This is a genomic window from Streptomyces sp. SGAir0957, from assembly GCF_043523415.1.
The window spans coordinates 2,553,377-2,573,087 of the sequence record NZ_CP027293.1; the positions used below are offsets into that span (position 1 = coordinate 2,553,377).

Annotated in this window: 17 protein-coding genes; 3 read left to right on the forward strand and 14 right to left on the reverse strand. The window is 69.8% G+C overall.

Features of this window, described 5'->3' with window-relative positions; all coding sequences use genetic code 11:
* Positions 1 to 211: 211 nt before the first annotated feature.
* Both rpsO and eccD read right to left on the reverse strand, forming a co-directional pair.
* The gene (gene rpsO, locus C1N81_RS16295; RefSeq protein ID WP_394429744.1) at positions 212 to 499 is read right to left on the reverse strand and encodes a 30S ribosomal protein S15; all 288 of its coding nucleotides are present in this window, start codon (positions 497 to 499) and stop codon (positions 212 to 214) included.
* 193 nt (positions 500 to 692) lie between these two features.
* Positions 693 to 2,210, reverse strand: a complete 1,518-nt coding sequence (eccD, locus tag C1N81_RS16300; RefSeq protein ID WP_394429746.1) for a type VII secretion integral membrane protein EccD — start codon at positions 2,208 to 2,210, stop codon at positions 693 to 695.
* Positions 2,211 to 2,504: 294 nt separating this feature from the next.
* Here eccD and eccCa point away from each other — a divergent pair, with 294 nt between their 5' ends.
* Both eccCa and C1N81_RS16310 read left to right on the forward strand, forming a co-directional pair.
* Positions 2,505 to 6,473 carry a type VII secretion protein EccCa gene (gene eccCa, locus C1N81_RS16305; protein ID WP_394429748.1) on the forward strand — a complete coding sequence of 1,323 codons (3,969 nt, stop codon included), beginning with the start codon at positions 2,505 to 2,507 and terminating at the stop codon, positions 6,471 to 6,473.
* Positions 6,474 to 6,648: 175 nt separating this feature from the next.
* Positions 6,649 to 6,987, forward strand: coding sequence for a DUF397 domain-containing protein (locus C1N81_RS16310; protein WP_394429750.1), 339 nt, complete (start codon positions 6,649 to 6,651; stop codon positions 6,985 to 6,987).
* A 585-nt stretch (positions 6,988 to 7,572) separates the two neighbouring features.
* Here the strand turns inward: C1N81_RS16310 and C1N81_RS16315 are convergent.
* The 9 genes from C1N81_RS16315 to C1N81_RS16355 all read right to left on the reverse strand — a co-directional run bounded on the left by C1N81_RS16315 (position 7,573) and on the right by C1N81_RS16355 (position 16,090).
* Positions 7,573 to 8,481: a serine/threonine-protein kinase gene (locus C1N81_RS16315; RefSeq protein ID WP_394429752.1), complete on the reverse strand. Its 909-nt coding sequence runs from the start codon at positions 8,479 to 8,481 to the stop codon at positions 7,573 to 7,575.
* 55 nt (positions 8,482 to 8,536) lie between these two features.
* On the reverse strand, positions 8,537 to 9,469 hold the full coding sequence (locus C1N81_RS16320; RefSeq protein WP_394429753.1) for a protein kinase family protein: 933 nt from the start codon (positions 9,467 to 9,469) through the stop codon (positions 8,537 to 8,539).
* 3 nt (positions 9,470 to 9,472) lie between these two features.
* Positions 9,473 to 10,963: an outer membrane protein assembly factor BamB family protein gene (locus tag C1N81_RS16325; RefSeq protein WP_394429755.1), complete on the reverse strand. Its 1,491-nt coding sequence runs from the start codon at positions 10,961 to 10,963 to the stop codon at positions 9,473 to 9,475.
* Positions 10,964 to 11,087: 124 nt separating this feature from the next.
* Entirely contained in the window at positions 11,088 to 11,387 is a 300-nt protein-coding gene (locus tag C1N81_RS16330; RefSeq protein ID WP_394429757.1) for a WXG100 family type VII secretion target, read from the reverse strand.
* A gap of 65 nt (positions 11,388 to 11,452) precedes the next feature.
* The gene (locus C1N81_RS16335; protein ID WP_394429759.1) at positions 11,453 to 11,788 is read right to left on the reverse strand and encodes a WXG100 family type VII secretion target; all 336 of its coding nucleotides are present in this window, start codon (positions 11,786 to 11,788) and stop codon (positions 11,453 to 11,455) included.
* Positions 11,789 to 11,911: 123 nt separating this feature from the next.
* Entirely contained in the window at positions 11,912 to 13,090 is a 1,179-nt protein-coding gene (locus C1N81_RS16340) for a S8 family serine peptidase (RefSeq protein WP_394429761.1), read from the reverse strand.
* A gap of 136 nt (positions 13,091 to 13,226) precedes the next feature.
* Positions 13,227 to 15,053 (reverse strand): hypothetical protein, encoded by a 1,827-nt coding sequence (locus C1N81_RS16345; protein WP_394429763.1) that lies wholly within the window; start codon positions 15,051 to 15,053, stop codon positions 13,227 to 13,229.
* Positions 15,053 to 15,502: a hypothetical protein gene (locus tag C1N81_RS16350; RefSeq protein WP_394429765.1), complete on the reverse strand. Its 450-nt coding sequence runs from the start codon at positions 15,500 to 15,502 to the stop codon at positions 15,053 to 15,055. The genes C1N81_RS16345 and C1N81_RS16350 overlap by 1 nt, the downstream gene beginning before the upstream one ends.
* 234 nt (positions 15,503 to 15,736) lie before the next feature.
* Positions 15,737 to 16,090: a DUF4333 domain-containing protein gene (locus C1N81_RS16355; protein WP_394429767.1), complete on the reverse strand. Its 354-nt coding sequence runs from the start codon at positions 16,088 to 16,090 to the stop codon at positions 15,737 to 15,739.
* A gap of 246 nt (positions 16,091 to 16,336) precedes the next feature.
* Here C1N81_RS16355 and C1N81_RS16360 point away from each other — a divergent pair, with 246 nt between their 5' ends.
* Positions 16,337 to 17,047 (forward strand): hypothetical protein, encoded by a 711-nt coding sequence (locus C1N81_RS16360; RefSeq protein ID WP_394429769.1) that lies wholly within the window; start codon positions 16,337 to 16,339, stop codon positions 17,045 to 17,047.
* An 85-nt stretch (positions 17,048 to 17,132) separates the two neighbouring features.
* Here C1N81_RS16360 and C1N81_RS16365 read toward each other — a convergent pair whose 3' ends face one another.
* The 3 genes from C1N81_RS16365 to C1N81_RS16375 all read right to left on the reverse strand — a co-directional run bounded on the left by C1N81_RS16365 (position 17,133) and on the right by C1N81_RS16375 (position 19,415).
* On the reverse strand, positions 17,133 to 17,657 hold the full coding sequence (locus tag C1N81_RS16365; protein WP_394429770.1) for a hypothetical protein: 525 nt from the start codon (positions 17,655 to 17,657) through the stop codon (positions 17,133 to 17,135).
* Positions 17,658 to 17,713: 56 nt separating this feature from the next.
* The gene (locus C1N81_RS16370) at positions 17,714 to 19,012 is read right to left on the reverse strand and encodes a putative T7SS-secreted protein (RefSeq protein ID WP_394429771.1); all 1,299 of its coding nucleotides are present in this window, start codon (positions 19,010 to 19,012) and stop codon (positions 17,714 to 17,716) included.
* Between the two features lie 97 nt (positions 19,013 to 19,109).
* Positions 19,110 to 19,415 carry a hypothetical protein gene (locus C1N81_RS16375; RefSeq protein ID WP_394429772.1) on the reverse strand — a complete coding sequence of 102 codons (306 nt, stop codon included), beginning with the start codon at positions 19,413 to 19,415 and terminating at the stop codon, positions 19,110 to 19,112.
* Between the last annotated feature and the right edge of the window lie 296 nt (positions 19,416 to 19,711).

Genomic DNA, 19,711 nt, shown 5'->3' on the forward strand with positions numbered 1-19,711 from the left:
GGAGAAGCGCGCCGTGAATGCGGGCCGGTCTTCGATCGAAGCTCCCGGGGATCCTCTTGCGTCTCCGGGGGCCACTACCGAGGACCGGCGGCGGCGATGGTGCGCTTCTCCTCTTCGTACGTCACCAGACTACAAAGCGTCGGTGACAGTGCGCACGTACGGCAAAGGGAGCGGCCCCCTAAAAGTGGGAACCGCTCCCCTTCACGCTGTCTTAGCGGGCGCCGGCCGCACCGCGGCGGATGCCGAGGCGCTCGACCAGCGTACGGAAGCGCTGGATGTCCTTCTTGGCCAGGTACTGCAGCAGGCGGCGACGCTGGCCGACCAGGATCAGCAGACCACGACGGCTGTGGTGGTCGTGCTTGTGCGTCTTGAGGTGCTCCGTCAGGTCCGAGATACGACGGGAGAGCATGGCGACCTGGACCTCGGGGGAGCCGGTGTCGCCCTCCTTCTGGCCGAACTCGGAGATGATCTGCTTCTTCGTAGCGGCGTCGAGCGACACGCTTACTCCTCTGGGGTTCAAGGCCACCGAGCGCCCCTGGTCTACATCTCAGGGGAGCTTCCGTAACTCGGAGGCGGGGATCCGCTGGGCGCTGCCCCCTGGAAACGAAACGGGGGCGCATACACAAGCGGCCGTCACACAGCGTACCAGCAGCTTGGAGCGCCCCCGAACGGGTGGCCAGGTCCCCCGGAACTCAGCTCGTCATCGCGCGCGCGGACGCGTAGACGTCGAAGACGGCAAGGGCGAGCGGGACCAGGGTGAGCAGGACGAACGTCTCGGCGATCTCCAGGAAGCGGCCCCAGAACGGGGTGACGCCGCGGCGCGGGGTGATCAGGCCGATCGCGGTGACCAGGGCGGCGGTCGCGCCGATGGCCGCGGCGATCCACACCGTGCGGATGTCGAGCGAGGTCGTGTCGTGCTTGATGATCGCCTCGCGCACGTAGTCCATCGGGGGGTGCAGCGCGAGGCCGAGCCCGAGGAAGACGAGGGCGGCGAGACCGGCCGCGAGGGTGGCGCCGACCTGTGCGGTGTAGCGGAACAGGTGGGCGCGCATCAGCATCGCGATGCCGGTGGCGAGGGCGAGGAGCTGCCCCCACACGTTGCTGGAGAAGCCGAGGACGATCGAGGCGCCGACGGAGACGAGGGCGCAGCCGCCGACGAGGCCGACGAGCAGTTCGTGGCCGCGCCGCGCCTGGGCGGCGACGCGCTCGGCGTCGACGGCCTCGTGCGGGTCGGTGGCCTCGCTCGCGGTGTCGTAGCCCGCGCGCGCCTGGTTGGGCGCGGCGAAGCCGATGGGCAGGCGGGCGAAGCGCATGGAGAGGCCGGGCAGGAACGCCAGGGCGCTCACGGCGAGCGGCGCGCAGATCGCGGCCGTCTCGATCGGCTTCAGGTTCGTGAGGTGGGCGACGAAGGTGGTGAGCAGCCCGATCAGGGAGGCGAAGACGAACGCCACGAAGGGGCCGTCGCCGCCGGGCGAGACCAGGGTGAGGACGACGGAGGCGACCAGGACCGCCGCGCAGGCGAGGAGGAACTGGAGGCGGCCGATGCCCTGCCCCTCGGAGAGCGAGAGGAGGCCCGAGCCCGCCACCGCGATGTTCGGCAGGGCGCCGAGGCCGAGCGCGACCGCCGAGCCGCGGTCGTTGTAGACCCGCGCGCGGACGCACGCCAGGGTGATCAGGAGGACGCCCGCGACGGCGGCCAGGACGCCCTGGAGGCTGTGCATGTCGTGGCGGAGTTCGGAGCTCCAGGCCACGAAGGCGATCAGGGCGGGCAGGACGCCGCCGGCGACGAGGCCCGCCGCGCGCGTGAGGTCGCCGCTCCACAGGGTGCGGTCCTTGGTGACGGCGGAGGCGACGGCCTCGGAGACGTCGTCGTAGACGGCGGGCGGCAGCGACTCGGAGAACGGGCGCAGCGTGAGCAGCTCGCCGTCGAGGATGCGCTGTGCCGCGAAGGAGCGGGCGCTGTCGAGCACCGTGCCGTCACGGCGGACGAGGTGGTAGCCGACGGGGGCGCCCTCGGCGGGGCTCTGCTGGGAGAGCCGCAGGATCTCGGGGTACAGGTCGGCGACCGGTACGTCGTCGGGCAGGGCCACGTCGATGCGGCTGTCGGGCGCCACGATGGTGACGCGGCAGAAGCCGAGGCCCGTGCCTGCTGCGGCAGGGGCTCCGGTGCCCGTTGCCCCGGCTCGGCCGGCCGGCGCGGAGGCCGTCATGCTCACCTGTCTGCTCCCCCTTGTTCTGTAAAGACTTTGTGTACGTTGCGCTGCGTGGCCCGCAAGGCCGGTCACATGCGCTCTTCCGGCCGGATACGGGGGAAGGCACGCGGTCCGAACCGCGTGGATTGCCCGTTTTTCCTGGGCGGATTCGCAACTGCTCACGCGTACCTCCGGCACCCTACCGCCCGCCCGTGTCAGTGGGTGTCAGTAGGATCGCGAACCGCGATCGACGTCCGCCTGACACGGGGCGGCGGACGGAACAACTCGGTCCGGCAAGGGAATTGGTGCAGAGTGAGCCACATCGTCGTCAAGCGCCCACCTCGGGCACTGCCGTCCGAGGTGCCCACGCAGGAGGTGGTGCTCCAGCCGCCGCCGGAGCTGCCGCGTGGGCAGCAAGAGGGCGCGCTGATGCAGATCCTGCCCATGCTCGGCATGGGCGGCTCCGTCGTCTTCTTCTTCAACCCCCAGGCCCAGCCCTTCATGAAGATCATGGGCATGGTGATGGTGGCCTCCACGATCGCGATGGGCATCGCGATGCTGGCCCGCTACCGCAAGGGCAACCAGGGGCAGATGGCGGACATGCGCCGCGACTACCTGCGCTACCTCTCGCAGACCCGGCGCGAGGCGCTCGGCACCGCCCGCAAGCAGCGCGACGCGCAGTACTACCTGCACCCTTCGCCCGAGCAACTGTGGGCGCTCGTCGCCGAGGGCAGCCGGGTCTGGGAGCGGCGCAGCGGTGACGAGGACTTCGGGCAGGTCCGGGTGGGCCTCGGCCCGCAAGGGCTCGCCACTCCCCTGGTGCCGCCGCAGACCGCCCCGGTCGACGAGCTGGAGCCGCTGACGGCCGGCGCGATGCAGCGCTTCCTCGCCACGCACGGCACGCTCGAAGAGCTGCCGATGGCGGTCTCGCTCCGCGCCTTCTACCACGTGTCCGTCAGCGGTGAGCCGGACACCGTACGCGGCTCGGCCCGCGCCCTTGTCGCCTCCCTCGCCTCGCTGCACTCCCCCGAGGACCTCGTCATCGCGGTCGCCGCCGGGCGCCAGACCGTACCGGAGTGGGAGTGGGCGAAGTGGCTGCCCCACAACCAGGTGCCGGGCCTGACCGACGGCGCGGGCTCCCGCCGCCTCGTCTCCACCGACCCCGGTGAGCTGGAGGACCTGCTCGGCACGCGCCTGGAGGGGCGCCCGCGCTTCCACCCCGGTGGCGCCCCGGTGTCGGAGAAGCCGCACCTCGTGGTCGTCCTCGACGGTGTCTCGCTGCCGCCCACGTCGATCCTGGCCAGCCCCGAAGGGCTGCAGGGCGTCACCGTCCTGGAGGTCGTCCCCGGCGACCTCGCGGCCGGGCGCGGCGACCTCTCCGTCGTCGTCCACCCCAAGGTGCTCCGCCTGGAGTCCGCGCACGGCATGGTCTACGAGGGCACCCCGGACGTCCTCTCGTACGCCGCCGCCGAGGCGCTCGCCCGCCAGCTCGCGCCGCTGCGCATGGCGTCGGGCGGCGACAGCGACGACGAGCCGCTGCTCGCCAACCTCGACTTCACCGACCTCATGAACCTCGGTGACGCGGCGGCCGTCGACACCAAGCGCACCTGGCGCCCGCGCTCGCAGGCCGAGCGCCTTCGCGTGCCGATCGGTGTCGGCGACGACGGCCGGCCCGTCATGCTCGACCTGAAGGAAGCCGCCCAGGAGGGCATGGGCCCGCACGGTCTGTGCGTCGGCGCCACCGGTTCCGGTAAGTCGGAGCTGCTGCGCACCCTGGTGCTCGGTCTCGCGGTGACGCACTCCTCCGAGACGCTGAACTTCGTCCTCGCGGACTTCAAGGGTGGTGCCACCTTCGCGGGCATGGCCCAGATGCCGCACGTCGCGGCCGTGATCACCAACCTCGCCGACGACCTCACGCTCGTCGACCGCATGGGTGACTCGATCCGCGGTGAGCTCAACCGCCGCCAGGAGATGCTCCGCGACGCGGGCAACTACGCGAACATCCACGACTACGAGAAGGCACGCGCGGCGGGCGCCCCGCTCCAGCCGATCCCTTCCCTCGTCCTGGTCATCGACGAGTTCAGCGAGCTGCTCACCGCGAAGCCCGACTTCATCGAGATGTTCGTCCAGATCGGCCGCATCGGCCGCTCCCTCGGCGTGCACCTGCTGCTCGCTTCGCAGCGCCTTGAGGAGGGCCGTCTGCGCGGCCTGGAGACGTACCTGTCCTACCGGATCGGTCTGCGGACCTTCTCCGCGGCCGAGTCCCGCGCGGCCCTCGGCGTCCCGGACGCCTACGAGCTGCCGAACGTGCCGGGTTCCGGCTTCCTGAAGTTCGGCACCGACGAGATGGTCCGCTTCAAGGCGGCGTACGTGTCGGGCGTGTACCGCACCGGTTCGGCGCGGGTCACCACGCCCGGCGGACCGCTCCCGGTGGACCGGCGCCCCGCGCTGTTCACGGCGGCCGAGGTGCCCGTCCAGTACATCCCGGTGCCGCAGCAGCGCGAGGAGGAGGCGCCGCGCGACGACAAGGACGACGCGCTCGCCGACACCGTCCTCGATGTGATCGTGCGGCGCCTGGAGGCGCAGGGTCCGGCGGCGCACCAGGTGTGGCTGCCGCCCCTCGACAGCCCGCCGTCGCTCGACTCGCTGCTGCCCGGCCTCGCGCCCGTGCAGGGCCGCGGGCTCACCCAGCCCGGGTACGAGGGCGCCGGACGCCTCGTCGTCCCCGTCGGCCTCGTCGACAAGCCGTACGAGCAGCGGCGCGACCCGCTGTGGATCGACTTCGGCGGCGCGGCCGGTCACATGCAGATCCTGGGCGGCCCCCAGTCCGGCAAGTCGACGCTGCTCCGCTCGATCATCGCGTCGTTCGCACTGACGCACACCCCACAGGAAGTGCAGTTCTACGGGCTCGACTTCGGCGGCGGCGGCATGGCGGCCGTACAGGGCCTGCCGCACGTGGGCGGCGTGGCCTCGCGCCTCGACCCCGAGAAGGTGCGCCGTACGGCGGCCGAGGTCTACGGCGTCCTGACCCGGCGCGAGGAGTACTTCCGCACGGCGGGCATCGCCTCCATCGCCGACTTCCGCAACCGCCGCGCGCGCGGGGACATCTCGATGACCGACCAGCCGTGGGGCGACGTCTTCCTGGTCATCGACGGCTGGGGCAACTTCCGCTCGGACTACGAGGCGTTGGAGCCGCTCGTCCTGGACATCGCCGCGCGCGGTCTCGGCTACGGCATCCACGTGATCCTCACGGCGTCGCGGTCCATGGAGGTCCGGGCGAACATGAAGGACCACCTCATGAACCGCCTGGAGCTGCGGCTCGGCGACACGATGGACTCCGAGTTCGACCGCAAGATCGCGGCCAACGTGCCGACCGGTGTGCCCGGTCGTGGTCAGACCCCGCAGAAGCAGCACTTCATGGCGGCGGTCCCGCGCATCGACGGCCTGTCCTCCGACACGGACCTGGCCGAGGCCACGTCCGCGCTCTCCGCCGAGGTCACCCGGCACTGGACGCAGCCCGGCGCCCCGGAAGTCCGCCTCCTGCCGCGCGAGTTCCCGGCGCGTCAGCTGCCGCCGGGCGACCGCTTCCCGGAGCGCGGCATCTCCTTCGCCCTGGACGAGGACAACCTGGAGCCGGTCTTCGTCGACTTCGACCAGGACCCGTTCTTCCTCATCTTCGGCGAGAGCGAGTCCGGCAAGTCGAACCTGCTCAAGCTGATCATCCGTCAGCTCACCCAGCGCTACAGCGGCGACACCTGCAAGCTGTTCGTCGTCGACAACCGGCGCTCGCTCCTCGACGTCACGCCGGCCTCGCACCTGGCCGAGTACATCCCGATGTCGAACCAGATGGCGCACCACATGGACGCGCTGCGCGACCTGATGCAGCGCCGCACCCCGACCGCCGACGTCACCGCCCAGCAGCTGCGCGACCGCAGCTGGTGGCGCGGCCCCACGGTCTACGTCGTCATCGACGACTACGACCTCGTCTCCACCTCCAGCGGCAACCCGCTCTCCGGTCTGACCGAACTGCTGCCCTTCGCGCGCGATGTCGGCGTCCGCTTCATCATCGCCCGCTCCACGGCCGGTTCGGGCCGCGCCGGATACGAGGCCTTCATGCAGCGCATCAAGGAACTCGGCGCCCAGGGCGTGGTCCTCGCCGGCGACCCGAACGAGGGCGACCTCCTCGGCGGCGTACGCCCGCGCCCGATGCCGCCGGGCCGGGGCACGTTCGTCTCGCGCAAGCGGGGCAAGCCGTTGATCCAGGTCGGCCTGGAACAGTAGGCGCGCCCGCTCGGGCACGTCGGCCGAGATCGACGAAGGGGGTCGCACTCTACGGGGTGCGGTCCCCTTCGTCCTGCGTACGGGGGCTTTCCGCTGTGACTCAGGAGTCGGCGGGGTCCGCGCCAAGTAGGGTGACCGCACAGGTACTTCGCACGTCCGGAAGGGGCCGCTCACCATGGCGGATGCACAGGAGCACACCGCTCAGGAGTCTCGGGAGCCCGAGACCCCCGAGCAGATCACGGCCCGCAAGGAGCGCGAGAAGAACGAGCTGTACGCCCTCGACATCTCCGGCGTCGAGTGGCACAGCGCCCCCGGCACGGAGGACCAGGAGGAGCGCGTCGAGATCGCCTACCTGCCGGCCGGCGCGGTCGCGATGCGGTCGTCCCTGGAACCGGAGACGGTGCTGCGGTACACGGAGGCGGAGTGGACGGCGTTCGTCCTGGGCGCCAGGGACGGAGAGTTCGACCTCGACCCGACGGTGGCCAATGGCGGGGTGGCGGAGGGGGAGGCGTAGGAGCCGGGGGCGGTGGGGGGTGGGGGGTTCGGGGCGCTGAGCGGGGTCGGCGCGGTGTCCCGGGGGGACGCGGTGGGCGCGTAGGGCGCGCCAGGGGGCGGGGGAGGTTTGTGTGCCCGGGGAGGTTTGTGTGCCCGGGGCGGTTTGTGTGCCCGGGGCGGTTTGTGTGCCCGGGGCGGTTTGTGTGCCCGGGGCGGTTTGTGTGCCCGGGGCGGTCACGGCTTGGGGGGCGTCGCGGCCTGGGCGCGCGCCTTGGGTGCGCATGCATCTTGAAGCCGTCGCACCTTGGGTGCCGTCACACTTGGGTGCCGTCGCACCTTGGGTGCCTTCACCTCTCGGGTGCGCGCGCACCTTGAGTGCCCGCGCGCCTTGAGTGCCCGCGCGCCTTGAGTGCCCGCGCGCCATGGCTGCCCGCGCCCCTTGAGGCCGTCGCTCCTTGGGTGCGCGCGCGCCTTGAGAGGGCCGTCACACTTGGGTGCCCGCGCACCCTGGGGAGCCGTTGCGCCTCTGGAGCCGTCGCGCCTTCGGGCGCGCGCCTTCGGCGCCCGTCACGCCCTGGGTGCCCCCTTCCCGGGGGCCGGGGATTCACGGGGCCGGCAGCCGCTGTGGTCGCAGTTGCCATACCTCCGCCGCCCGCCGCCCCAGCTCCGCCAGCAGCGCGGGTGGCAGATGGTCGGCGAACTCCCCGCGTCCGTCGTGCAGTTGGGCCGCGAGGTGCCCGGTGGTGGGCCGTCGCGCCGGATCCTTGTCGAGGCACCGCGCCAGTACGGGGACGAGGGCGGCGGGCACCCCGGTGAGGTCCGGCTCGCCGTAGCGCACCCGGTGCAGCAGATCGGCGGCCGGCCCGCGCCCGAACGGGCCGCTGCCCCGAGCCGCGTACACCAGCACACCCGCCAGCGCGAAGACGTCCCCGGCCGCTCCGTGCGCGAGGCCCGTGGCCTGTTCCGGTGACATGAAGCCGGGGGTACCGACCGCGGAACCGGTACGGGCCAGCCGGTCGTCGCCGATGGCGCGGGCGATGCCGAAGTCGATGACCTTGGGGCCGTGCCCGGTGATGAGCAGGTTGGACGGTTTCAGGTCACGGTGCACGACCTCGCCGCGATGCAGTTGGCCGAGGGCAGCACACAGGGCGGCGCCCAGCGCGCGGACGGCCTGTTCGGGCAGCGGCCCGACCGCCTCCACGGCCTCGTCGAGAGCGGGCCCGAGCACGTACTCGGTGGCGAACCAGGGCCTCGGCACCGCCAGCGGATCGGCGTCGAAGACCTTCGCCCCGAACTGCCCGCCGATGACGCGAGCGGCGTCGACCTCGAGGCGGAACCGGGTCCGCGCCGCCGCGTCCTCGGCGATCCTCGCGTGCATGGTCTTCAGCGCGACAGTGCGGCCCCCCGCGCTCCGGGCGACGTACACGGTGCCCATGCCGCCGCTGCCGAGCCGCGCGATCAGGCGGTACGGGCCGAGGACGGCGGGGTCGTCGTGGGCGAGGGGTCTGGGCATCGGGGCGTCGCGTCCGTCGTATCGATCAGTCGGAATGGATGAGCGGGCTATCGGCCTACCCCTGCTGGAACGGCCCGGCCGCCGCGACGGCCGTCTCCGCCGCGAGCACGGAGGCCGCCTGGTGCGCGAGCGCGGCGACGACGCGGGGCGGAAGCCAGCCGGGGCCGAGGAGGGCGGCGGCCCGTTCGGTGACACCGAGGCCTCGGGACGGTGCGGCGAGCCCGCCCACGACTGCCAACTGTTGCGCCAGATCGCCGAGTTGCGGGCGATGTGCGGGGTCCCGTGCGAGACACCCCGCGACGACGGGCCGCAACCACGCCGGCAACGCGTCCCGCGTGGGCGCCGTGCTGCCGGTCGCGGCGTACGCGAGGGTGGCGCCCAGCGCGTACACGTCCCCGAGGGGTCTCGGCAGGCCGCCGGTGGCCTGCTCGGGGGCGAGGGCGCCCGCGTCGATGCCCGTCAGTGCGGGGGCGGCGGCACGTACGGCGCCGAAGCAGCCGAGCCGGGGCCCGTCGTGGGCGACGAGCACGGCTGCGGGCGAGACCCCGGCGTGCACGAGGTTCTGCCCATGGATCACGGAGAGCGTCTCGGCGAGGGCGACGCCGAGGGCCCGCACGGTCGCCTCAGGCAAGGGCCCGCCATGCACGGCGAGAACGGTCGGCAACGGCAGCACCGGCACATACGGGCCGGCATGCCACGCCACCGCGTCCCCCGGCCCCGCGAACTCGACGGCGGGCAACGCCCACCGCCCCGCCAGAGACCGGGAGGCATCGGCCTCGGCCATGAAACGGGCCGGGTCGACGCCGGGGGGCGGGGTGCTGAGCAGGACGGTGCGGTCGCCGTCGGGGGTACGGGCGATGTAGCGGGTGGCGGGGGCGGCGGCACCGGGACGCGCCCCGGACCGGTCGAGCGCCGTCAGGACGACATAGGGCCCGACCCTCCGCCCCCGCCGCCCGGCAGCAGCACCGGTCCGCACGTCGTGCGCCATGCCCTACCTCGCACTCCCCACCCCGAACGCCCGCCATGTGTAGGCCGGCTGACTCCTGGTTCCACCACCTTGCACAGCGCGGCTGCCGAAGAAGATACGGCCGTGCTCGACGACGATGTCGTTCAGGCTCGGGTTGAGCAGTGCCGACGCTTCTGAGAGTGCTCCGAAGGAGAAGTAGCTGTTCTCCCTGCCGTTCTCCGGATCGAGGCTGACAAGCTGCGTCGGGGCGAAATTGTCCGTCCCGATCTTGAGGGCCAGCAAGCGCTCACCGCTCATCCGGAGCGGAAACATCTCCTGATCCTTGCCCGCGTCGAACTTCACTCCCGTGTGCCCGGTCCTCAGGTCGAAGGCGACAATCGAGTTCGTCTCGTGGGCAACCCCCTCGGTCACCTCACCCGTGGTGATGAAGGCACGGTTCTGGGACACCACGATGTGCGAGCACTGGTCGACCGCCGAGAACATCAACGCGTCTTCCGCGGACCCAGAAAGACCGTCCTCACATTTCACCAAGTAGTGGTCGCCAGCGAACCGGATAGTTGTCTGATACTTTCCGTTCTCGTCGAGAGAGATGAGATCCGAAAGTCCTGCCTCGCCGGCTGATACCGCCAGCACCACCGGGTCGGCAGACACGAGATATACGAAGTTCAGATGCTCATTGGCCCTGTAGGTCCATTCAGCTTCTCCGGTGTCCGGAGCAATACGGTGCACCTCGAAGTATAGATTCCCGGCCCCCGTGTGACAGTCCCGCCGAAGCAGCAGCGCCTGGCCGCCTGTGAATCCGCCTTCTTCGCAGTCCGCAGTGGCGTCACGGGTCCAGAGCTTCTTTCCCGTCTTCATGTCAAAGCCAGAAGACCCGGTTCCGTAGGCGACAGCCACCACACCCTTGGTCAGGGTGACGTTGGGGTAGCGCTTACGGGCGCTCTCTTTCCAGGGGACGGAGCCCTCCCAGACCTTTTCGCCGGTGTCCACTTCGAAGAAAATTACCTTGGTGCAGCCGCCTTCCGCGTCCTTGAAGACGACAGACGTGTTGCCCCCGACTGTCACGTCCTGCGTCCATCCACAGATGTCCCCTGACAGCTGGCGCTGCCACACAAGTTCGTCGTCGGCATCGATCTTGAAGCCCTGGATGAGGCTGCCCATCCCCTTCGCGAGGATCTTGTCCGTCGCCCACGTACCAGGAGTCACCTGCGCCTTGAGCGGTGCGAGCTTGGCGTCCCCGACCCCGGCCACAAGCCGCCCGGGTCCGCCCCTGGGCAGGTTCTCGACGGTCTCTCGCACTTCGTCGGTAGCAGGCTGACGAGCCGCTTTGGCGTCGAGCGACGATCCGTTGCCGTGTTTGCTCTTGACGCCCCACAGAATCCAGCCGGCACCGGCTGCGACAACGACCAGGACCACGGCGAGAGAGAACCACATCCTGGCGCGTCGGCGCTTCGCGCGTTCACCTGCCGCACGCATCGACTGCGTGAACGGGGACGGCGGAGGACCGAAACTCATGACGGAGAACCTCTCCTCATAGTGGCGAGCGGACGACGACGCTTGTAAAGGAAACACGTGCGGGCAACAGGAAGGGTGGGCACCTCCCGCATGTGCCCACCCAAAGACAAGAGCTCTTCCTGTTTTACTGGAAGTAGCCGGCAGCCTTCTTGTCGCCGTCCATGTAGGTACCGCCGGACTGGCCGACCACGTGGCCGATGCCCGTCAGTGCCGTGTGGATGTCGTTGGCTTCCTTGTCCCACTTCTGCAGCTTGGTGCCGAAGGTGCCCTGCGCCTCACCGGCCCAGTACTCCTGGCTCTTGATCACCAATTGCTTCAGCTCCTGGAGGTCAGCCTCCAGAGCCTTCGCCTCATTGCCGATCGTGGTCGCCGCCTGGTCGAGCCCGTCATATGTAACGAGCAGCCCGTCACCGTTACCGGCCATGTTCCTCTACCTCGTCTCGCTCGTATATCTGATGCTGACGTACTTCGGCTGCCTGAAAGAGGCGATCAGTAGCCGCTGAGGGCCGAACCGCCACCGGTGACAGTGATCTTGTCCACCGATGCTCGCACGTCGTCTTCCGAGCTGTCCTTGATGTTGCGCGTCTTGTTCATCGAGTCGATGACATCGGCGAGGATGTTGCCGATGTTGTGCAGCGACTCGTTGATCTCGTTCTGCTTCTTGTCGAACGCGTGCTTACCGATGCCCTTCCACTGCCCCTCAAGGCCATCGATGACGCCCTGCAGGTTGGCGACGCGCTTGCGAATGCCCTCGTACTTCTCGGACATCTGCTTCTCAAGCTGGATTACTTGCTGGTCTTCGAGCTTCTGCTGCCCGCTGGCCATAGCGCTCCTGCCTTTCCTTAGGTTTGCCCCTGGTTCCAACTGTTTTGGTTCATGCCCACCTGGAGCCGAACCGCTCCCCCGTGGCCCGCCCAAGAGGCGCAGGAATGCCCACGGTTGAAAGTCTCATTGGCTGCGCCGCGCCCGCATCACAGCGAATCCCCCGCCCCCGACCACGATCACCGCGGCGACGGCGCCGAGCACAATCCACAACGTGTTGCTGTCACTTGACGACGACTTCGCCTCTGATCCTGCCGCTTCTGCGGGGACTTCTGAAGCGTTCTTCGTGGGCTGTGACGAGTCTGATGCAGAGGCGGAGGGGGTGGTGTCCGCGCCGGAACCGGACTCCGTCGTCGTCTTCTCATTGGTGATCGGGTCCACGTCCGCGGGCCCCGGATCGCCCTCGCCGTGCAACAGGTTGCGTGCCGGCCGCACGAGGCCGTAGCCGAGGTAGGCGCTCGGCCGGTCCTTCGGCCAGCTGCGGCCGGCCGTTTCCTTCAGCACCCGGAGGACCTGGTTCGCGGTCCAGTCGGGGTGCGCGGACCAGATGAGCGCCGCCGCGCCGGAAGCGATGGCGGCCGCGGCACTGGTTCCTTGGGCTCCGCCACAGTAGGAGGTCAGCGTCGCGTCGCACCAGTGGGGGATGTTCAGGCCGGGTGAGGCCAGGTCGACGAAGTCCCCGTGCGACGAGAACTTGCCCACCTTCCCCGTGTCGTCGGCGGCAGCCACGCCTACGACACCGTCATAGGCAGCCGGGTACTCGACGCGGTTCTTCTCCTCCGCGTTGTTTCCGACGGACGCGAACATCAGCTTGCCCTTGGAATGGGCGTACTTGATCGCGGATCCCAGTGTCGGGTCCACGTAGGGATCACCGATCGACATGTTGATGATCTTTGCGTCGGTGTCGGCCGCGGCCCGTACGGCCTCTGCCGGGTCAGGGGTCTTCGCGACTTCGCTCTTGTCCTTCAGCGAGGCCAGCACGATGCGGTACGGCACGATCTTCGCTCCGGGAGCGAGGCCCTTGATCCCGCCGCCGACCCCGGTACCGGCGACCAATTCGGCCATGGTCGTTCCATGGCCGTCATAATCCTTGGTCGCGTGGTAGGCGACGCTCTTGGGCGTCTCGTCGGCGAGCACCTGCCCCTTGAGCGAGGAGGTGCTGTCACTCACCCCGGAGTCGATGACAGCGACCTTGACGCCTTTGCCCGTACTGACCTTCCAGATGGCTTTCGCGTCCATGGCGTCGAGGAACCACTCCTGCGACTGGACGTTGTCGTCAGCCAGGGCGGCCGGGGCGATGCCCACGGACGTGCCGACCGTGGCACCCAGCGCGGCGGCCGTCACTGCCACGCGCATGGTGACGCGCCGCGGTACGGACACGTTCTGGCCGACTCGACGGCCGATCCCTGACTTCATGCTGCTGTACGTCCTCGTTCGGGAGTTAGTCGATCACCGGCGGCACGTCGCGCCGCGGCTTCTGGGGGAGGTGCGTGGCTTCGTCCTCGACGACGTAGTCGGGACGCTCGGCGCCTTCCTGGTCGTCCTTGTCCTCGTTCCGCCGCGAAGAGGGGCCTCGAACCAGTCCTTGACCGCCCGAGGTGAACCCGTTACGACCGGTACGCGCCGCGGAACTCTTTCCGGTGGGGCGGCCGGTCACCGCCTCCGACGCGCCTTGGATCTTCCGCCCCGCGCCCGTGGAGCGACCCGCCGAGTCGGTGCCGGGGGCGCCCATGACACCGCGCTGACCGATCCGGCCGGTGGTCCCACGCGCGTTGCCGGGGGCGCCCTCGCCCATCACGGTGCCGCGGGGCACCCGCGAACCGTTCTGAGTGGTGCCCTTGGACGTACTGGGACGGCCGCCGACCACACCGTTCGACCGGCCTGCTCCCGTGGTGCCGGGACCCGGCGTACGACCGGACTTCGCGTCGTTCGACCGCGGGGTTCCGCCCGTCACTCCGCGACTCGTGGTGCTGGGCCGCCCGCCTTGCATGCCCTCACGCGCGCCGCCTGGCATGCCTCCACGCGAAGTGCCCTGCTGTCCCGGGCCGCCCGGACGGCTCGTCATCGGGTTGCTCGTGGTGCTGCGTGCAGGGTTCGGGCGTGAGTTTCCGGTCTGCGAGGTCGAGGGCCTGGCTTGGGAAGTCAGCGGACTCTTGGTGCCGCCTCCGCCGTACTTGCCCGTGCCCTGCACGGGGCCGGTGTATCCGGTCGGCATCGGCACCGGCGGGCCACCCGTGGTCGGCGTCGGGTTGGTCACCGGCGCCTGCGGGCCGGGGGTGGACGTGGTGGGAGGCGGAAGCGTGCCCACGCTGTCGATCTCGGTACCAACCGGCCGATCGACCGTGGCGTCGACGGGGCGGTCGGGCATGGTGACCGTGTCGTGCACCACCGGCGGCGCCGTGACGTGGGAGCCGGTCGGACCTGGTGTCTCCTGGGCCGCGTGACGCTCCGAGGCCGGGACTTCCGCCGCCTGCCTCGTAGACCCCGTCTCCGTCCGGCTGTCCCCGCCGAGGCGCCCCTTGGAAGGCGCGGGCCTCGGCACCCCCACACTCGGCATCGCCTCGAAGGTCGGAGGCTGCAACCCGCCCAGCGACTCCGCCGAGACGGAGTAGAACGACGCCAACCGGTTCATCTGGTTGATCGCCTCTTGCCGGTGCTTCTCGACCTTGACGGCTTCGTCGTACTCCGCGTTCCCCGCCGTCTGCTTCTCCACCGGGAGCTTGTCCGGCTTCAGAGCCTTGTCCGCCGGACGGGTGTCCCGGGGCGGCAAGGAGCTCTTGACCGAGGCGAGACCACTGGCCGCGGCGGCGATCTCCACTCCGGCGCTCTGGACGTACGTACTCAGGGCATCGGTGTGGCCGGCGAGCGTCGTGCCCCACTTCTCGAAGGCGGTGCCCGCCTCGCCCTGGAAGTCCTCACTGGCGTGCTTGATGTTGGTGCGCAGCTCGGTGGCCGCGTCGCTCATCGCCTTGCTCGCCTTGAAGAGCGCCGAGCCCGCGTGCTCGAGGTCGCTCGGCTTGGTGCCCTCGACCAGGTCGAGCATGGCGTTGAGGACGTGCTCCTCGAAGCTCGTGCTGCCGGGCTTGATGTTCAGGTCTTTGGCGAGATCGTCCGAGACCGAGAAGGCGTGGCCCCCCGGTCCGAACCCAAAGGCGTTGTGCACCACGGACACGACGCTCTGGACGCCGTCCGTCACCGCGACCTGTTGGGCGACCTGCTCCTGAGGGGTCTGCGGCGTCTCCGGGGTCTTCCCGTCGTCCTTGCCCATTACTTGTACAGACCCCCCTTGGACTGCTGCTCCGTGCCGAGCTTCTTGCCGTCGGACTCGCGGTGCTCACGGTCGATCCTGGTCTGGATCTCCCAGAAGCGGCGCCGCTGGTCCTCCTCGAGGTTGGCGAACCCGACCTCGGCGCCGTGCGAGGCGATGCTCATCGCCTCGATCTGCATGCCCAGCATCTTGGAGAGGGACGTGATGCGGCTGTGCACCTGCTCGTACGTGAGGTGCAGAGCGTCCGCCTCGATGAAGGAGCCGGCCCCGCTGGTGACCGCGGTGCGGCTGATGCTGTGGTCACCGATCTTGGCCGAACTGCCGGGCGACCCCTCGAACTCCCGGAGGATCTTGTCGACACGCTGCTTGAAGGTCGTGAGGACCTCCGAGCCGACCTTCAGATCGGCTGCCGCAGCCGCCGAAACTCCCCCGCCTTCCGCCGGAATCACGACGCACCCTCCCCGTTTCCCCGTAGGCCACCCGGCCGAGACCACCGGATTGCCCGTCATACGATCGCAAAGCAAGTCCCGTCCTACAACGCAGTTACCACTGTAGTCACCCGGTACATCTACTCCAACCGAGCCTTGCATTAACTCCGTCACGGGACTGCATCAGGCGTTGCGAATTGCCCGTTTTCGCCCGGAGCTCGGGGCAACGGCCGCGCAAGGAGGCTTAATTGGCCGTCAGCTCTGCGCCGGTGTGGGTGTCTTGTCCGCCTCGATGGCGAAGTTGATCTTACCGTCGTCGACCGAGGTCACCTTGGCCGTCACGCCGAGGCTGCTGCCGTCGGACACCGTCAGGGTGCAGCGGGTGGTGGCGCCGGCCTTGCCTGGAAGGTTCTCGGGGCAGGTGACGTCGGGCTTGGGCTGGCCCGTCTGGGCCGCGAGCTTCCCGGCGACCTTGTCCGCCAGCTTTTCCTTGGAGAGGGACGGTTCGGACGTGCCCACGCTGACGGAGCCCGAGCAGCCGGTGAGGAGGGCGGCCGCGGTCAGGGCCGAGAGGGCGCACAGGGCGGCGGGGAGGCGGGGCTTGGTCATGGTGGGTCCGTTCCGGGCAAAGCGAGTGGGGGGATGCCGCGAGGGGGCTTCGGCCGGGTCAGCCTATGGGGCGGCGGAGGGTGATATCCGCGCGGTTCTTCGCGGTGAATCGGTCATTCCGTTCCTCTTCATGGAGCCTTTGCCGACCGTCCTCGATCTACCCAGACGATCTTCACGGTTTCGCCTCCGCACACGAGGAAAGCCTCGGTTCCCAGCGGTGTGAGAGGTCCGCAATAATCTCGACCCATGGTTGAGATCCTCGTGCCGGTCCTTTTGTTCCTATTCGTCATCGGCATGTTCACGCTGGTCATCAGGGCGTTCGTGCGCAGCGGCCAGGAGGACAAGCGGGTCCGCAGGGGCTGGGAGGAGCTCGCCCGGGTCGCCGCGGAACGCGGGTGGACGCACGAGCGGCGCGCGCCCGGCCGGGCCACCGAGTTCTGCGGCGTGGGCCCCATGCCGGGCAGCGGGGACAATCTCACCGCGTGGCACTACATCACGGGCGAGTTCCGCGGCCGTGCCTTCAAGTGCTTCGAGTACCGGTACTCCAACCCGCTGTCGGGCAGCAGCCAGGTCGGGGAGAGCAAGAAGCTCACGTTCGAGTCGGTCTTCCTTGTCTCCGCGCCGGGGGCGGGACCGTTCCTCCAGGTCGGGAAGGTCGGGAAGTTCGACACGGTGATGGGGCGCGGCGCCCGTACGCTGCTCGGTGTGCCGGAGTTCGACGACACGTTCCGCGTCGACACCGAGGACGAGGCTTTCGCCCGCACGATCCTCGGTGACGACGTGCGCGGCTTCCTCCTGGCGGACGAGCGGGCCCGCACGAACCCGCTGCGTGTGCGCCACGACGAACTTTTCACCTGGTACACCGGCACGCTGTCGCCGCAGGCGCTCGAGGACCGGCTGAACTACCTGAGCGACGTGCTCGACCGGATTCCCGCGCAGGCCTGGGCCTCCGCCTGAGCGGTCAGAACCGCCCGACCCGCCCGGCGGCGCCGTCATCCGGCCCGAACCATCCGAACCGCCCGACCCGCCTGGCGGCGTCTTCTCACCCGGCCTGAGGGCCCGGCTCGTCCGCCGGGCGCACCGTGCGCAGGAACGTCCTGAAGTCCCCGATCACCTCGCGGATCTGGTTCTCGTCGGCGGTCAGGACGAATTCGAGCACGGCGCGCTGTGCCGGGTTGTGCACGTCCTCCATGCCCAGGAACACCTGGCTCTGGCACAGCTCGATCGGCTCGCCGCGCAGCGTGGTGGAGAGGACGACGTCCTGCGCGATGCCCGGGGCGTCGGTGAGGCCGGGCAGGTCGGGTGTGCCGATTGCGGTCTTCTTCAGGACGCGTACGGGGCCGCCCTGCTGGAGGCGGGGCACCGCCTCGTCGGCGATCTGGGAGATGGTCGCGCCGTCGTTGCGCATCGTCCCGGAGATGGTGATGTTCGCGGTGAAGCCGCTGTCGACGGAGGCGGGGTGGAGCGCGACGAACGCCACGTTCGGCGCCCCGACCTCGTCCGGCGGGGCCGCCCGCCAGCCGTCCGGCAGCGCGAAGGTGATCTTGACCGGCAGTGTGGCCGTCATGGTGGATCCCATCTTTCAAGGTGTGCCCGGCGCCCGGCGGGCCCGAGAAGCCCGCCTCAGAGCCAGCTGCCGACCGTGCTGTCCCACGCATCGCCCACGGCGTCCGCGCCGTCGCTGAGCGCGTCGCCCAGCTTGCCCGGGTCGACCGTGACATTGAAGCCGACCTTGCCGCCGACGCCCAAGCCGACACCGACGTCGCCGCCGAGGGTGAACTTGCCGTCCTTCATCCCGATGTCCGCGTGCGCCTCGGCGCCCACCCCGGCCCAGGCCTCACCGTTGACACCGGCGCCGATACCGGCGACGTCGGCGGAGGCGGAACCCGTCGCCTTGGCTCCGGCGAACGCCTCCGCGCCCGCGTGCACGCCGTCCTTGCCCGCGGACAGCTTGACGCCCGCGTCGGCGCCGACGAACGCCTTGCCCTCCGCCCCGGCCCCCACGACGCCGTACTCGACGCTGCCGCTCGCGGACGCCTGCGCGAGGTACGCGGAGCCCGACACACCCGCCTGGAACTGGCCGTTGGTGACGCTCGCGCCGACCGAACCGTCCACGCCGAGGGTCTGGACGCCCGCCTCGTACTTGTACTTGGTGTCGCCCCATTTGCCGTCACCGTCGATGCCGGCCGACCAGACGCTGGCCTTGCCGGACCATTCGGCGAGCTTGATGCTCCACTCCGCCTTCTTGCCGGGGGTGGCGTCGTCGTCGGCGCCGGGCTCCGCGGCCGTCTTGTCGCGCAGGTACCAACTGCCGTCCTCGCCCTTGCCCCACTCCCTCTCGCGGTGGCGCGGGTTGTCGGCGGTGCCGAACCAGGACTTCTGCTCCCTGGCCCACGCCTCGGGCGCGATGGCGCTCTTGCCGACGCCGTGGTCCTCAGCCCACTTCTTCGCGTCGACGCCGCTGCGGATGCCCGCCAGCCAGCTCGGCGCGTCCTTGGCGTCGCCCGCAAGGTCGTGGAGCTTCTTGGTGAGCTTGTCGGCCTCTTCCTTGAGCTGCTTGCGCGCGCTGGTCAGGAGCTGTTCGGCGCCCTCGTGGTCGCCTGCCTTCCACTTCGCGATCGCGGTTGCGGCCTGGCCCTGCGCCCAGGTCAGCGTCGTCGCATAGCCGTGCGCCGCCTTGGCGGCCCCCGACATCGCGTCGCTCGCGTAGTACCAGTTGGTCTTCTCCTTGGCCAGGGTGGGCCAGAAGGCGTCGCTGGCCTGGCCGACCCAGTCCTTGATGCGCACGTCGCGCAGGCCGTCGCCGATCTTCTCGAACGTGTCCGCCCACTTGTTGAGGTCGGTCTCGATCTCGCCGATCTTTCCGGCTTCCCCCGGGACGAGGTCCTTCGGGTCGTCGGTGGACCCGAGTGTGGCTGCCATGGGTGCGGAATCCCCGTTCTTGTTCCTGTGCTTGTGCCGGAACTCCCGTCGTTCGAAGGGGAGTTCGCGCGTCGGCGGCCGGAGCGCCGACGCCGTCTCAGGCCAGAGCCGTCTTCACCGTCTTGACCGCGTCACGGATCGCCTCGTCGGTGTCCTCGAAGTCACCGTTGGCCTTGTCCAAACCGCCCGCCAGGCCCGCCGCGCAGTCGGCCAGGAACTCGGCGCCCGACTCCCATGTGGCACAGAACGTCACCAGAGCCGCGGCCGCGTCGTCGTTCCCGATCTTGGACGCCGCGTCGGCGGAATCGCCCAGGTCGACCTTCTTGACCGGTTTCAGTACTTCCACGATGTCCTTCGCGCCCTGCTTCAGGACACCTGGACCCACACCGAGATCACCGGCCACGGTGACTCCCCCTTTTTCACCCGCACATGCGCAGGTACATGCGCAGGTACATGCGCATGTACACATGTGCGATCACTCTTGGTTCACGCACGCTACCATCGAGATCCGGCCACACATCCCGCACTCACGGCCCCTTCACGAGTCCGCCCCGACAGCCCCGCGAGGCGCCGTCCGGAGAGCGTCTCAGCAGGCCCCGCCGCGCGCCCGCACCTTCAGGCGGTACGCCAACTGCTGGTAGGCGCCGGTGTCTTCGCCACCCGAAGGGTCGGTGCGGCGGCGGACCGAGCGGACCGGTC